Source organism: Parasedimentitalea maritima, assembly GCF_005771405.1.
GTDB lineage: Bacteria > Pseudomonadota > Alphaproteobacteria > Rhodobacterales > Rhodobacteraceae > Parasedimentitalea > Parasedimentitalea maritima.
The window spans coordinates 84,935-98,305 of record NZ_VAUA01000004.1 but is presented as its reverse complement, the minus strand read 5'-3'; the positions used below and the strand labels follow the sequence as shown (position 1 = coordinate 98,305).

Below are 13,371 nucleotides of genomic sequence, written 5' to 3'. Positions count from 1 at the left end.
GTTTTAGGTTCTACCAACTCCCGCTGGCGCCACCGCCAGAAGACGATCCACCACCAAAAGAACTGCTGGAAGAAGAGCTAGTGGATTTCTTTGGAATTTTTTTGTCGCCGAATATTCATCAACGCAATGATGACAGTGATAATCAATCCGCTTGAGGCCGGTAGAAGAGGTCGTTGCATGTATGAGAATAGTGGCATCACCTTGCAAGGTTTTGTAATCACAGCTTCGACAGCCTCCCATACGTGAAAACCAGCCTCGGTATCCCTCAATCGTTACATGATTGCAGTTGGGGCAATCCCAAACGTCGTAATCTTTGCTTTTCAGCCTTTCTTCGGTCTGTTGGCCATCATCCAAATGTGCATCTTCCAATTGCTCGGTTAGTCGGATCATTTTGTTCCGGTCAACCGGACAGTAGCGAGGGCGATTTCGGAACCACCATCGACCTGCCGATACCAGAAACAGACCGACCCCAGAAATGGCTGCCAATACCGCAATCGCATTTCGTTCTGCAAACCTCTCCAGTTTCTTCCAAGCACGTCCCAACGCATTACTGTCACTCTCATTTGGGTAGGCCCCGGTGAGTTCGTTAATCACCTCATCTACACCTTTGAGGATTCCCACAGCGTAATTGTTCTTGCGGAATTCGGGCAGTATTACATCTTGGATGATCTCAGCCATTGCAGCATTTTTGGTGGCTCCATAACCTGAACCGACCTCGATCCGCATCTTCCGATCATAGCGCGCAACAAGTAACATCACTCCATCATTGCGTGCTGCATTCCCAACTCCCCAATGATTGAAAAGACCTGTGGCAAAGGGTTCGATCGGGCCGATATGCCCGTAATCAGACATTCTATTGATGGTGACGGTTGTAAACTCGATATCATGTACAGCACGCAATGTTTGTAACTTACTTCTAAGCCTCTGCGTTTCCTCTGTGGAAAGGATCCCAACATAGTCGTTGACGAATACTTCGTGGTAATTTGGGTAAGACTGGGCGTGTACAGAAATTCCTGCTGCCATCACTGCAACGGCCAGAGTAAGTAGTTTCAAAATTTTCAAAACAAAAAAGCTCCCATTATCTGGGAGCTTTCTAACAGCAATCAGGCTGTATGTTTAGGCAGGCGTCGAAGACACGCCAACTTGTGCAGGACGCAACAAGCGGTCATGCAACATAAATCCTTCAGCTGATACCTGAATGATATCGCCGGCACGCGTACCTGGAAGTGGTGCTTCAAACATCGCTTCGTGCATCTGCGGGTCAAATCTGTCACCAACTTGTGGTGCAATATTTTGAATACCGTGTTTGCTGAAAACACCCAACAGTGCACGCATCGTCAGCTCAATCCCTTCGATCATAGCTGCTGAGGCTGCTTTCTGCTCGTCGGTTACGCTGTCCAACGCACGTTTCATGTTGTCGTAGACAGGCAACATATCACGGGCGAGTTTAGAGCCACCATATTGTTCAGCATCACGGCGTGCGCGGTCACCCCGTTTACGGGAGTTTTCAGCATCAGCCAAAGCGCGCATAAACCGGTCTTTCAACTGATCCCGCTCGGCCCGAAGCTCGTCCAGCTCCATCGCTTCATCATCGATCTCAGCGAATTCCTCCGCTAACTCTTCCGCTTCAGCGGTATCAATATCATCCAGAAAATCTTCGTTCTTCGGCTCTGCCATGTTTCACCTCTAACTCCGATCAGAAATCAGCTTTCCAACCAGTTGTGCCGTGTAGTCCACAATCGGCACAATCCGTCCGTAGTTCAGCCGAGTGGGGCCAATCACCCCAACCGCGCCAATGATCTTTCGATCCGAGTTCATATAGGGAGACACCACCAAAGAGGAACCCGAAAGTGAGAAAAGTTTGTTCTCTGAACCAATAAAAATGCGCACACCGTCTCCGTCTTCCGTCAGTTGCAGAAATTCGGCGATGTCTCGCTTGCGTTCCAGGTCATCAAACAGGCTTCGAATACGGTCTAGCCCCTCATCCGGCTCACCGCCTTCCAAAAGATTCGCCCGTCCCCGCACGATCAACCGCGCCGAATCTTCGCCTTCGTCCTGCCAAAGCGCCAAACCGCTTTCAATCATGTCCTGTGCTAATAGATCGATCTCTTGACGTCGGCTTGCAATTTCTGTCTGAATAACTCCCCGCAGCTGGGATAGCGTTTTTCCTTCGATCAAGGCGTTCAAAAAGTTTGCCGCCTCGCGCATAGAACTGGGTGTCTGACCAGGTGGCGGTGTGAATACGCGATTTTCAACCTGTCCATCTGAAAACACCAGAACCACCAACGCCCTGTCAGGAGCGAGCGAAACAAACTCGATATGCCGGATTTCGGCCTCGTGTTTTGGTGTAAGCACCAGAGATGCGCCTTGTGTCACCCCTGACAACGCAGACCCAACCCGGTCAAGCATTCCTCCAACATCAGCCGAAGTGTCGCCCAACGTTGCATCTATTTTTTCTCTGTCTCCGGCGTTGAGGTCTTCGACCTCTAGTAAGCCATCAACAAACATCCGCAGTCCCAACTGCGTGGGCACCCGGCCGGCGCTAATATGCGGGCTGTCAAGCAGGCCCAAATGTTCCAGATCCTGCATCACGTTTCTGATCGTTGCAGCGCTGACCTTTTCGCTCAGACTGCGGGTCAGGGTCCGGCTGCCCACAGGGCCGCCCCGGTCCATATAGTTTTCGACCACAGCGCGGAATACCTCGCGAGAGCGGTTATTCATGTCTTTTAGGATATTGCTTGCGTCGCTCATCTGGTTCCCGGCAATCTTAGACCCCATATCAATCGCAACCGGGGTTGGTACGCCATTAAATCGGCTCTGAGCAAAAGGTCAATCAGACTTGCATCACAACGGCGCCGGCGGCTATCCCAAGGCCAACAAACAAAGGACACTCCCATGCGACCTTCCGGACGAGAACTGAACCAAATGCGCCCTGTCTCTATCGAGACTGGATTCACCAAGCACGCCGAGGGCTCTTGCCTAATCAAAATGGGTGAAACCCATGTACTGTGCACCGCCTCGATTGAGCCGCGCGTGCCGTCGTTTATCAAAGGATCTGGTTTGGGCTGGGTCACAGCAGAGTATGGCATGCTGCCCCGTGCCACAAATACACGGATGCGTCGCGAAGCGGCCTCCGGCAAGCAAGGTGGACGTACAGTAGAAATTCAGCGTTTGATCGGTCGTGCGCTGCGGGCCGGCGTTGATCGCGTTGCATTGGGTGAACGTCAGATCACCGTGGATTGCGATGTGTTACAGGCCGATGGCGGCACCCGTTGTGCCTCTATTACAGGCGGTTGGGTCGCTCTTCGTTTGGCCGTTAACAAATTGATGAAGGCCGGCGATGTGAAGATGGATCCCCTGGTTGATCCCGTGGCAGCTATTTCCTGCGGTATCTATGCTGGGCAAGTGGTGCTTGATCTAGACTATCCTGAAGACTCCGAAGCCGGCGTCGACGGGAATTTCATTATGACAGGTTCGGGTAAACTGATCGAAGTTCAGATGTCAGCCGAAGGTTCGGTATTCTCACGCGATCAGATGAACCAATTGATGGATCTCGCTGAAAAGGGAACGTCCGAGTTGGCCGCAATACAAAAGGCAGCCTGCGCATGACCCGTAAATTCGCCGGCGGCAAACTGCTGCTCGCCACCCATAACAAGGGTAAACTGGAGGAGATGACCCATCTCCTCGGTCCTTATGGTGTCACTGTAGTTAGCGCTGGTGAAATGGATCTGCCAGAACCCGATGAAACCGAAGACACATTTGTCGGCAACGCCCGCATCAAGGCGCATGCTGCCGCCAAGGCCACAGGATTACCGGCGTTGTCAGATGACTCCGGCATTACAATTGATGCACTGGACGGCGCACCTGGTGTCTACACTGCTGACTGGGCCGAAACTGGAAATGGCCGTGATTTCATGATGGCCATGACACGGGCAAACACCGAACTGAATGCTATCAACGCCCCTGCCCCACGTAGAGCACAGTTTCGCTGTACTTTGGTTTTGGCTTGGCCCGATGGCCACGATGAAGTGTTTGAGGGCGTGATGCCCGGTCAACTCGTCTGGCCAATTCGCGGAGAAAATGGATTTGGCTATGACCCAATGTTCCAACCAGAAGGTTTGGACATAACCTGCGCACAGATGCTGCCGGCAGAGAAACACAAGATAAGTCACCGTGGTCAGGCAGTTTCTCAATTTGTCCAGGCTTGTTTCGGTGGATGATTGGCGCAATGGGGGCTTTGGTCTGTATGTCCATTGGCCATTTTGTCAGGCCAAATGCCCCTATTGCGATTTTAACAGTCATGTAACGGCAAATATTGATCAAAAAAAATGGGTTAAAGCCTATGTGAGTGAGTTGAAAAGGCACTCAGAGTTGGTGCCAAACCGAGTACTAAACGCGATATTCTTTGGTGGTGGAACGCCCTCGCTTATGTTGCCGGAAACAGTCGCAGCAGTGATAGAAGAGGCTCGCCAAATCTGGCCCTTTGCCAACGACATTGAAATCACGCTGGAGGCAAATCCTGGATCGGTTGAAGCCGGCCGGTTTGCTGGGTATCGCGATGCCGGCGTCAATCGCATTTCAATGGGCATTCAGGCATTGAATAATGAAGACCTTCGACGTCTTGGCCGAATTCATTCCGTAGCAGAAGCCCAAGCCGCCTTTGACGTAGCCCGCAACTGTTTTGATCGTGTTAGCTTCGACCTCATCTATGCGCGACAAGGCCAGACACTATCTGATTGGCAGGATGAACTAAATCAGGCCTTATCAATGGCGATCGACCACCTGTCACTGTATCAACTAACCATCGAAGAGGGCACCGCCTTTGGTGACCGCTATGCACGCGGAAAGCTCCGTAATCTACCTACTGATGACACAGCCGCCGATATGTATCAGGCGACACAGGATATCTGTGCAAATCATGGGATGCCAGCGTACGAAGTTTCCAACCACGCCCGTATTGGTGCTGAATCCCGTCACAACCTTATCTATTGGCGTTATGGCGATTACGTCGGCATTGGCCCCGGTGCGCATGGCCGGCTATCCCTGAATGGTGCACGCTTCGCCACCGAAAGTATTCGGGCCCCGGGTGCCTGGCTAAAAGCTGTCGCTAAAGGGTCAGGGGATTGCGTCAACAGTCTCTTGACTGCCGAAGAATTTAGCGCAGAACATCTGATGATGGGAATGCGACTTGTGGAGGGAATTGATATGACGCGCTATCAGCAGTTAGCTGGCCACCCTCTACCCCAAGATAAAATCTGCGACTTGATACAGATGGGCATGGTGTCGAAATCTGGATCTATCTTGCTGGCCACAGATCAGGGTCGTGCCGTTCTAAATGCAGTGTTACGTGAACTATTAGCGGATTAGGTTTGAATGAGATTTTTGTATGCAGGTTTAGGGCTACTCTGCGTAGCATTTGCGGTTGTCGGCGTTGTTCTGCCGTTACTCCCCACAGTTCCGTTCTTACTGCTAGCTGCCTTCTTCTTTGCCAATTCCTCCGAGAGGCTCCACAACTGGATCCTAGCCCATAATCTTTTTGGCCCGATGATACAGGATTGGAATGATAACCGCGCCATCCGTCCAGGCGCAAAAAAGGCAGCAACCGTATCGATTGCCGCCGTATTTTCGTTGTCTCTTATTCTAGGTGCCCCGGGTCACGTTTTGGCTATTCAATCCGTGGTTCTTAGCTGCGTCCTAATTTTCATATGGACACGCCCTAACGGCTAAGCACTCCGCACAACTCATCCAATTGGTCTAGGGTATCATAAGAAATAGTCACAGACCCGGATTCACCACCGGTTTTATGGTCAATTGATATCGACATACGCAATATGGCTGATAGATCATTTTCCAGAGCCCGTGTGTCAGCATCTTTTTCAACCAGAGCTTTGGGTGCACGCGGAGCTCGTGGCTGATCTCCCGCCGCGTCCTTCTTCACAAGTACTTCGGTAGCCCGAACGGATAGACCACCCTTAACAATTTTCTTGGCTAGATCCGACGCATTATCGGATGTGATCAAGGCCCGCGCGTGACCAGCAGATAATTTTCGTTCCTGAACAAGAATTTGGACATCGTCAGGAAGATGCAACAAGCGTACTAGATTTGCGATGTGACTGCGGCTCTTGCCCAGTGCCTCAGCCATTTTCTCCTGCGTATGGCCAAACTTTTCCATAAGAAGCTTATAGCTCTGAGCTTCTTCCAATGCATTTAGATCAGCTCGCTGAATGTTCTCAATCAGCGCAACTTCCATAACTTCAACGTCGGAGTAGTCACGCACAAGAACTGGAACTTCATGCAACTGAGCTGCTTGAGAAGCACGCCACCGTCGCTCACCAGCAACAATTTCAAATAGCCCGCCGTCTCTGGGTCGTACGATTAACGGCTGAAGAACACCCTTCTCCTTAATTGAAGCGGTTAAATCATCCAAATCAACCTGTACAAACTGGCGTCGTGGCTGGTCTGGATTTGCGATAACCTTTTCAATTGGAACCATAACTTCAGCGTTACGGGGGGTCTTCCCACCTGTTCCTACAGGTTCTGCACTGACATCTGCCATTAGGGCAGATAGCCCACGTCCCAGGCCGCGAGGTTTAGTCTTTTTGTTCGCCATATTTTGTTCTCCCCTGGTTACGCTGCAAGTCGTTGGTGCTTATTGACCAATTCATTTGCTAAGGCGCGGTAAGCTATCGCCCCCTGAGAATTGGGATCATATTGGATTACTGGTAGTGCATAAGACGGTGCTTCGCTGACCCGCACATTACGCGGAATTTTTGTTTCAAACACCAAGTCACCCAGATTATCGCGTGCATCCTGTTCCACTTGTTGCGAAAGATTATTTCGCTTGTCGTACATGGTCAAAACGATACCCTCTATTCTCAGATCTGCATTCGCAGTTTGTCGTACTTCGCGGATCGTAATCATCAACTGCGATACCCCTTCCAAAGCAAAAAATTCACTTTGGAGTGGGATCAGTACCGAGTGAGAGGCAATCATTGCATTCACTGTCAATAGATTGAGAGAGGGTGGACAGTCGATTAGGATATAGTCCCAATCGTATTCATCCATCTCTGTCTGTCGGAGCGCATCGTGCAAAAGAAAGCTACGTCGTTCGTTGGCAATCAATTCTATATCAGCTGAGCTTAGATCAACCGTTGCAGGGACGATTCCCAAATCCTCTATTTCGGTAGCACGGATCACATCTTGCAAGGCGGTTTCGCCAATCAGTAAGTCATAGGTCGTAAATTCTCGGTCCGACGCGTCAATCCCCAGCCCAGTGGATGCGTTTCCTTGGGGATCAAGATCTACAACCAAAACTCGCAGACCCGTTTCAACCAGAGCCGATGCCAAATTGATTGTGGTTGTTGTTTTACCAACTCCCCCTTTTTGATTAGCAACTGCGATAATACGAGGTCCACCTGGGCGAAACAGATCAGACACGGGCCACTCCCTGTAGTTTTAAGATGACAGCATCAGGTTCAGTCAGACTTGAAATTGGTTCAGCTTCAAAATGCCAATTCTGACACGCATCTTCCACCTCTTTTTTCCATGTTACACCTTTCGGAAGCAAGACCGTACCATTTGTGCCAAGGTGCCGATGTACATATCCTAACAAAACATTAAGATCTGCCAACGCTCGTGCCGACACAATATTTGCGTGTTGCGGTTCCACTTTTTCAATCCGATCGCTGATCACCTTTACCTTAACACCGCACTCCCTTGCTGCGGTTCTTAAGAAAACTGATTTACGTTGGTCACTTTCGATCAACGTAACTGCCAAGTCCGGGGCCTCATCTGCGGCAAGCAATGCAACAATGAGCCCTGGAAATCCACCTCCGCTTCCAATATCAACCCAGGTTTTTGCACTGGGCGCGCTCCTATAGACTTGTATCGAATCGATAATGTGCCTCGTCCAAAGAAGCTCGAGACTATTTTTCGATACTAGGTTGATCTTGGGGTTCCACTTTCGGATAACTTCTGAAAACACTACTAGTCGTTTCATTGTTTCACGTGAAACATTCAGTTGGTCCAACAGTTCATGTTCCATCATGCTTCGCGCTTCTTTTGACTAGTATCTCTACGTAAACGTGCCAATATCAATGCTAGTCCCGCGGGGGTCATGCCATCGATACGCGCTGCCTGCGCCAAATCATGAGGCTTGGTCACGCAAAGTTTTGTTTTCAACTCGTTCGACAGACCAGAAATGCTCGAAAAATCAAAGTCGACAGGGATCACATGTCCTTCATCGCGCTTCATAGCGTCAATCTCACGTTTCTGCCGCTCGATATAGGTTGCATATAGGGCGTCCCGTTCCACCTGACGCCGGATTTCAGGCTTAGTCTGATCAAGACCTGTTATCAATGGTGCCAAAGTTTCAAAAGTTACATCGGGAAAGGCTAGGACATCCATTCCAGTTCGACGATTTCCATCTTGACTAACTTTTATACCAGCTGATAGAAGTTGTTTTGGTGTATATTTCGAGCTTTCCAAAGCGTACTTCGTGGAGCCTAGTTGGTCCATTTTCGAAAGAAACTTTTCCTTACGCTCTTGGCTACAACACCCAAGCGATATAGAAATCGGCGTTAGACGTTGGTCAGCGTTATCCGCACGAAGCGACAGTCTAAATTCCGCCCTAGAAGTGAACATTCGGTAGGGTTCGGTTACACCGTTGGTGGTCAGGTCATCGATCATCACACCAATGTAGCTATTCGAGCGGCTAAAATTCACTGGTTCCTTGTCAAGACAGCTAGCGGCGGCATTTAGACCTGCGACCATTCCCTGTGCAGCAGCTTCCTCATAGCCAGTGGTGCCATTAATTTGCCCAGCTAGGTACAGCCCCTCAACGCCCCTGAGTGACAGATCTAGCGATAGCGACCTAGGATCAACATAGTCGTATTCGATCGCATATCCTGGCTGCAGAATCACTGCATTTTCGAGCCCAAATATGGAATGTACATAGTCTTCTTGTACATCCTCCGGCAGACTGGTGGATATCCCATTTGGGTAGATAGTATGATCCGTGGCGCCCTCAGGTTCCAAGAAAATTTGATGAGACGACTTATCGGAAAATCGAACCACCTTATCCTCAATTGATGGGCAGTACCTTGGGCCTACCCCATCGATATGCCCCCCATACATAGCCGATCGGGATAGATTTTTCTGGATGATGTCATGGGTTCGTTCGTTGGTGTGGGTAATACCGCAGGACACTTGTGGGGCAGATATCCTATTATTCAAAAACGAAAAAAGGGTCGGATCATCATCGCCTGGCTGCAAGTCTAACCCCGACCAATCAATTGTTCTGCCATCCAAACGGGGCGGTGTTCCAGTTTTCAATCTGCCAAAAGGTACCTCGAAGTCATCCATTCGCTCCGCCAGCTTAACAGAAGGCCTATCACCCATGCGTCCGCCAGGCCGTGAGATGTCCCCTATGTGGATCACACCGCGCAAAAAGGTACCCGAAGTTAAAATTATTTTGCGCCCATGGATCTCTGCCCCATCAGACAATACAACGCCATTAATGCAGTTATCGCTCATCAAAAAGTCTACTGCTTCGCCTTCGACTATTTGAAGGTTTTCCTGAGCTTCTGTCAGTTTGAGCATTTCAGTACGATAAATAGCGCGATCGGCTTGTGCCCTTGGACCTTGTACTGCTGGTCCCTTTCGTCGATTGAGAAGTCGAAACTGGATACCAGCTTTATCGGCTACTCGCCCCATAACGCCATCGAGTGCATCAATTTCGCGTACCAAATGGCCTTTTCCCAGGCCACCTATAGCTGGGTTGCAGGACATAACGCCAATGTCACGTCGATGTAGCGTTAGTAACGCTGTTTTGACACCCATGCGCGCTGCGGCATGGGCTGCTTCTGTTCCCGCATGGCCACCGCCAACAACAATTACATCAAATATCGAATGTTTCACGTGAAACACTCCTCATTTTCCAAGGCAAAAACTTGAGAAGATTTCGTCTAACAGATCTTCAACACCAACTCGACCCACTAACATCTCAAGCGATCGAATTGCCGAACGCATTTCTTCAGTAGCAATATCATAGTACTCCGGACCTTGCAGGAGAATAGTCTGGGCATTTTTGAGGCGTTCGTTGGCCGAATTTAGCGTTTCTCGGTGCCGGGCATGGGATGCGACGCCAGCACCTGCAGACCGATCCCTAAGTACACGGGTGATGTGAGATATAAGATAGTCGACCCCCTGCCCCGTTTTTCCAGACACAGCAATTTCGCTATTTTCACGGACGTCTGCCTTTGGCAATAAACGAATATCACCGTCTCGCATTTCAATAGTCAGGTCTTCACCTTTTTCCACCAGAAATACGCGAAGGTCGGCACTTTCTGCTCGCTTCCGAGCTAACGAAATTCCGATATTCTCAACATGGTCATCGGTGTCACGGAGACCCGCGGTATCAAGAAGTGTTACCGGTAGTCCGGCCAAATCCATACGGACTTCGATTACATCGCGTGTAGTGCCCGCATATTCAGAAGTAATTGCTGCTTCACGACCAGCCAGCATGTTAAGCAAAGTTGATTTTCCAACATTTGGAGCCCCAACTATGGCAACCTCGAATCCATGACGGATCCTTTCTGCAATACCAACGCCCTCTGCTTCTTTCTGTAAGTCGGCTTGAATCCCCGAAAGTAAACCAGAAACTTCCGGGGTCACGTCTACCGGAACGTCTTCATCTGCAAAATCGATTGTAACCTCAATTAGTGAGGCAGCTCGAATTAGATCCCGTCGCCAACGTTCAGCAAGCACTCCTAGCCCACCACTAAGCAGGGTCTGAGCCTGTTTCCGTTGAGATTCAGTTTCAGCATCAATCAGATCAGCCAAGCCTTCGACTTGTGCAAGGTCAAGCTTACCATTTTCTAAGGCACGTCTTGTAAATTCGCCTGGCTCTGCAATTCGTAACCCATCGATCTCCGACAACGATTGCAGTACAGCAGAAATGACCGCTATGCTTCCATGTACTTGAAATTCAACAGTATTTTCACCAGTAAAACTATGAGGCCCGGAAAATAGAAGTACCAGAGCCTCATCAAGTGGATTGCCAAATTGGTCTTTAAGGACACGTAAGGTTGTTCCCTGCCTTGGCAGGGAGCTTCCAGACAGTTGCAATGCTGCCTGGTGTGCTTGAGGTCCTGACACGCGAATAACCGCGACCCCAGCCTTGCCCTGCGCAGAGGCCAACGCAAAGATTGTATCCATGGGTCGGCCTCTCCTGCTGCCAGCCTAGTCAGGTATTCATTGAGTCGAAAAAGTCACCGTTTGTTTTAGTCTGCTTCAGCTTCGACAATAGGAACTCGATTGCATCAGTAGGTCCCATTGGATTTAGAATTCGACGCAGAACAAACGTCTTAGTCAAATCTACTTTGTCGACTAACAGCTCTTCTTTACGAGTACCGGATTTGAGGATGTCGATGGCTGGATACACACGTTTGTCAGCAATTTTACGATCCAGAACAATTTCGGAGTTACCAGTACCCTTGAACTCTTCAAAGATCACTTCATCCATACGAGAACCGGTGTCGATCAGGGCAGTAGCGATAATAGTCAGTGAACCACCTTCTTCAATGTTTCTAGCCGCACCAAAGAAGCGTTTAGGGCGTTGTAGCGCATTAGCGTCAACACCACCTGTAAGGACTTTACCGGAAGAGGGAACAACGGTGTTAAATGCGCGGCCAAGACGGGTGATTGAGTCGAGAAGGATAATGACATCCCGTTTATGTTCGACCAAGCGTTTAGCCTTTTCAATGACCATTTCTGCCACAGCAACGTGACGGGTGGCGGGTTCATCAAAAGTAGATGATACGACTTCACCCTTCACCGAGCGCTGCATGTCTGTAACTTCTTCTGGGCGTTCGTCGATCAACAAAACGATCAAGTAACACTCAGGGTGGTTTTTTTCGATCGAATGCGCAATATTCTTTAGAATCACGGTCTTACCGGTTCTAGGAGGCGCGACGATTAGGGATCTCTGACCTTTACCAATCGGTGCAACCAAGTCGATAACTCGGGCTGATCTATCCTTACCAACGGGCTCTTCAACTTCCATTTTCAAACGCTCATCCGGATACAGTGGAGTAAGGTTGTCGAATGCGATTTTATGACGAGCCTTTTCCGGCACTTCAAAGTTGATCAAGGTAACTTCTGTTAGAGCAAAGTAGCGCTCAGTATCTTGTGGTGCCTTCATTACGCCGTCGATGCTATCGCCGGTGCGTAGAGAATGCTTCCGAATCATCTCAGGTGAAACATAGATATCATCCGGACCCGGTAAATAGTTAGCTTCAGGTGAACGCAGAAAGCCAAACCCATCTTGCAATAGTTCTAAAACGCCATCGCCGGAGATTTCCCAACCTTCATCTGCGCGTTCACGCAGGATTTGGAACATCATCTCGCCTTTGCGCATGGTCGAGGCGTTCTCGATCTCAAGCTCTTCGGCCATCGCCAACAATGATTTAGGGCTTTTTGCCTTTAGGTTAGCAAGACTCAGAGTTTCGACGGTCATATTGATACAGCCCTTTTGCACCCAAATCTGGATGCGGTGTCACTGAAGAATGGAAAAAACGATGACCCGGACGGGTCCGCTTATTGGGTTACATATGGGTTAGGGCAGGGAGAGTCAATTATTGCCTCAGAACTTAAAAACTACCGAAACAATGATCACGACCATCAAAAGGGTCGGAACCTCATTCATGAGGCGATATTGGCGCCCTGAGAGGGTGTTCTGATCCCTGGAGAAGGCTTTGTGACGGATTAGTAGCCAATGATGAAATACGGTCATTGCAATCACAGACGCCCCTTTGGTCCACGGCCAGACATAAGACCAGTCTACAATGCCTGGTGTCAGCACCATAAACAATCCAGCTACCCAGGTCACAATCATTGCTGGACGCATAATTAGGCGAAGTAGCTTGTCTTCCATAGTTAAGAAGATTGGAATGATCTCCTGAATCTTCTCTGCTTGCTCCACGTGATACACGTACAGTCGTGGCAAGTAGAATAATCCCGCCATCCAGCTAAGCACTGCCATGATATGCAATGCCTTCGCGTATGGGTAAAGCGTGAACATTAGGTCCATCAGGTTTTCCTCAGGTTAGCTTAGTCTCTCTAATAAATAGAATATTTATAAGAAAGGATGATGTTTTTGTAGGGCATCATGAATCTGGTGGATAAGTGAGTCATTCATGTGCTTATCCACACTATGGATAATTTTCGATCTTAGTGGTGCACTGCTGTGAGGGAAATGACGAAGCCCATATTTTTAAGATCATTAAGACTTTGTTTACCAAGGTTACCAAGTGGATAACATCGGGATAAATGTAGGATGGTGGTGATATCCCGTTTTTCAAAGTTATCCTT

The 13,371-nt window shown here is 49.3% G+C and carries 14 protein-coding genes; 4 read left to right on the top strand and 10 right to left on the bottom strand.

The annotated features are described in order from the left end of the window. Positions 1-3: 3 nt before the first annotated feature. The 3 genes from FEE96_RS09075 to hrcA are packed head-to-tail and all read right to left on the bottom strand — an operon-like array spanning position 4 to position 2,751. Positions 4-1,062, bottom strand: coding sequence for a TPM domain-containing protein (locus FEE96_RS09075; RefSeq protein WP_138162721.1), 1,059 nt, complete (start codon positions 1,060-1,062; stop codon positions 4-6). Positions 1,063-1,116: 54 nt separating this feature from the next. Then, on the bottom strand, positions 1,117-1,677 hold the full coding sequence (locus tag FEE96_RS09070) for a nucleotide exchange factor GrpE (RefSeq protein ID WP_138162720.1): 561 nt from the start codon (positions 1,675-1,677) through the stop codon (positions 1,117-1,119). A 9-nt stretch (positions 1,678-1,686) separates the two neighbouring features. Continuing rightward, on the bottom strand, positions 1,687-2,751 hold the full coding sequence (gene hrcA / locus FEE96_RS09065) for a heat-inducible transcriptional repressor HrcA (protein WP_138162719.1): 1,065 nt from the start codon (positions 2,749-2,751) through the stop codon (positions 1,687-1,689). A gap of 144 nt (positions 2,752-2,895) precedes the next feature. On the opposite strand from hrcA, the gene rph reads away from it, so the two are divergent. Genes rph through FEE96_RS09045 form a run of 4 tightly spaced genes read left to right on the top strand, consistent with a single transcriptional unit; the run spans position 2,896 to position 5,727 of the window. Then, on the top strand, positions 2,896-3,609 hold the full coding sequence (gene rph, locus FEE96_RS09060; protein WP_138162718.1) for a ribonuclease PH: 714 nt from the start codon (positions 2,896-2,898) through the stop codon (positions 3,607-3,609). Beyond that, entirely contained in the window at positions 3,606-4,220 is a 615-nt protein-coding gene (rdgB, locus tag FEE96_RS09055; RefSeq protein ID WP_138162717.1) for an RdgB/HAM1 family non-canonical purine NTP pyrophosphatase, read from the top strand. The genes rph and rdgB overlap by 4 nt, the downstream gene beginning before the upstream one ends. Continuing rightward, the gene (hemW, locus tag FEE96_RS09050; protein WP_138162716.1) at positions 4,213-5,367 is read left to right on the top strand and encodes a radical SAM family heme chaperone HemW; all 1,155 of its coding nucleotides are present in this window, start codon (positions 4,213-4,215) and stop codon (positions 5,365-5,367) included. The genes rdgB and hemW overlap by 8 nt, the downstream gene beginning before the upstream one ends. A gap of 6 nt (positions 5,368-5,373) precedes the next feature. Next, a complete protein-coding gene (locus FEE96_RS09045) occupies positions 5,374-5,727 on the top strand; it encodes a YbaN family protein (RefSeq protein ID WP_138162715.1) in 354 nt (117 codons plus the stop codon). On the opposite strand, the gene FEE96_RS09040 is transcribed toward FEE96_RS09045, so the two are convergent. The 7 genes from FEE96_RS09040 to FEE96_RS09010 all read right to left on the bottom strand — a co-directional run bounded on the left by FEE96_RS09040 (position 5,717) and on the right by FEE96_RS09010 (position 13,090). Then, positions 5,717-6,610 (bottom strand): ParB/RepB/Spo0J family partition protein, encoded by an 894-nt coding sequence (locus FEE96_RS09040; RefSeq protein WP_138162714.1) that lies wholly within the window; start codon positions 6,608-6,610, stop codon positions 5,717-5,719. The two genes, FEE96_RS09045 and FEE96_RS09040, sit on opposite strands and share 11 nt — an antisense overlap. A 17-nt stretch (positions 6,611-6,627) precedes the next feature. Further along, the gene (locus FEE96_RS09035) at positions 6,628-7,437 is read right to left on the bottom strand and encodes a ParA family protein (protein ID WP_138162713.1); all 810 of its coding nucleotides are present in this window, start codon (positions 7,435-7,437) and stop codon (positions 6,628-6,630) included. After that, positions 7,430-8,044 carry a 16S rRNA (guanine(527)-N(7))-methyltransferase RsmG gene (gene rsmG / locus FEE96_RS09030; protein ID WP_138163007.1) on the bottom strand — a complete coding sequence of 205 codons (615 nt, stop codon included), beginning with the start codon at positions 8,042-8,044 and terminating at the stop codon, positions 7,430-7,432. Before rsmG ends, FEE96_RS09035 begins: the two co-directional genes overlap by 8 nt. Beyond that, positions 8,044-9,918, bottom strand: coding sequence for a tRNA uridine-5-carboxymethylaminomethyl(34) synthesis enzyme MnmG (gene mnmG, locus FEE96_RS09025; protein ID WP_138162712.1), 1,875 nt, complete (start codon positions 9,916-9,918; stop codon positions 8,044-8,046). The genes rsmG and mnmG overlap by 1 nt, the downstream gene beginning before the upstream one ends. A 12-nt stretch (positions 9,919-9,930) precedes the next feature. Next, positions 9,931-11,217, bottom strand: coding sequence for a tRNA uridine-5-carboxymethylaminomethyl(34) synthesis GTPase MnmE (gene mnmE / locus FEE96_RS09020; protein WP_138162711.1), 1,287 nt, complete (start codon positions 11,215-11,217; stop codon positions 9,931-9,933). A 28-nt stretch (positions 11,218-11,245) separates the two neighbouring features. After that, the gene (rho, locus tag FEE96_RS09015) at positions 11,246-12,517 is read right to left on the bottom strand and encodes a transcription termination factor Rho (protein ID WP_138162710.1); all 1,272 of its coding nucleotides are present in this window, start codon (positions 12,515-12,517) and stop codon (positions 11,246-11,248) included. A 126-nt stretch (positions 12,518-12,643) separates the two neighbouring features. Further along, the gene (locus tag FEE96_RS09010; RefSeq protein ID WP_138162709.1) at positions 12,644-13,090 is read right to left on the bottom strand and encodes a CopD family protein; all 447 of its coding nucleotides are present in this window, start codon (positions 13,088-13,090) and stop codon (positions 12,644-12,646) included. Between the last annotated feature and the right edge of the window lie 281 nt (positions 13,091-13,371).

Coding starts and splice junctions, on each gene's coding strand:
- FEE96_RS09070 (WP_138162720.1), bottom strand. CDS start 1,677: ATGGCAGAGCCGAAGAACGAAGATTTTCTGGATGATATTGATACCGCT.
- hrcA (WP_138162719.1), bottom strand. CDS start 2,751: ATGAGCGACGCAAGCAATATCCTAAAAGACATGAATAACCGCTCTCGC.
- rph (WP_138162718.1), top strand. CDS start 2,896: ATGCGACCTTCCGGACGAGAACTGAACCAAATGCGCCCTGTCTCTATC.
- rdgB (WP_138162717.1), top strand. CDS start 3,606: ATGACCCGTAAATTCGCCGGCGGCAAACTGCTGCTCGCCACCCATAAC.
- FEE96_RS09045 (WP_138162715.1), top strand. CDS start 5,374: ATGAGATTTTTGTATGCAGGTTTAGGGCTACTCTGCGTAGCATTTGCG.
- FEE96_RS09040 (WP_138162714.1), bottom strand. CDS start 6,610: ATGGCGAACAAAAAGACTAAACCTCGCGGCCTGGGACGTGGGCTATCT.
- rsmG (WP_138163007.1), bottom strand. CDS start 8,044: ATGGAACATGAACTGTTGGACCAACTGAATGTTTCACGTGAAACAATG.
- mnmE (WP_138162711.1), bottom strand. CDS start 11,217: ATGGATACAATCTTTGCGTTGGCCTCTGCGCAGGGCAAGGCTGGGGTC.
- rho (WP_138162710.1), bottom strand. CDS start 12,517: ATGACCGTCGAAACTCTGAGTCTTGCTAACCTAAAGGCAAAAAGCCCT.
- FEE96_RS09010 (WP_138162709.1), bottom strand. CDS start 13,090: ATGGACCTAATGTTCACGCTTTACCCATACGCGAAGGCATTGCATATC.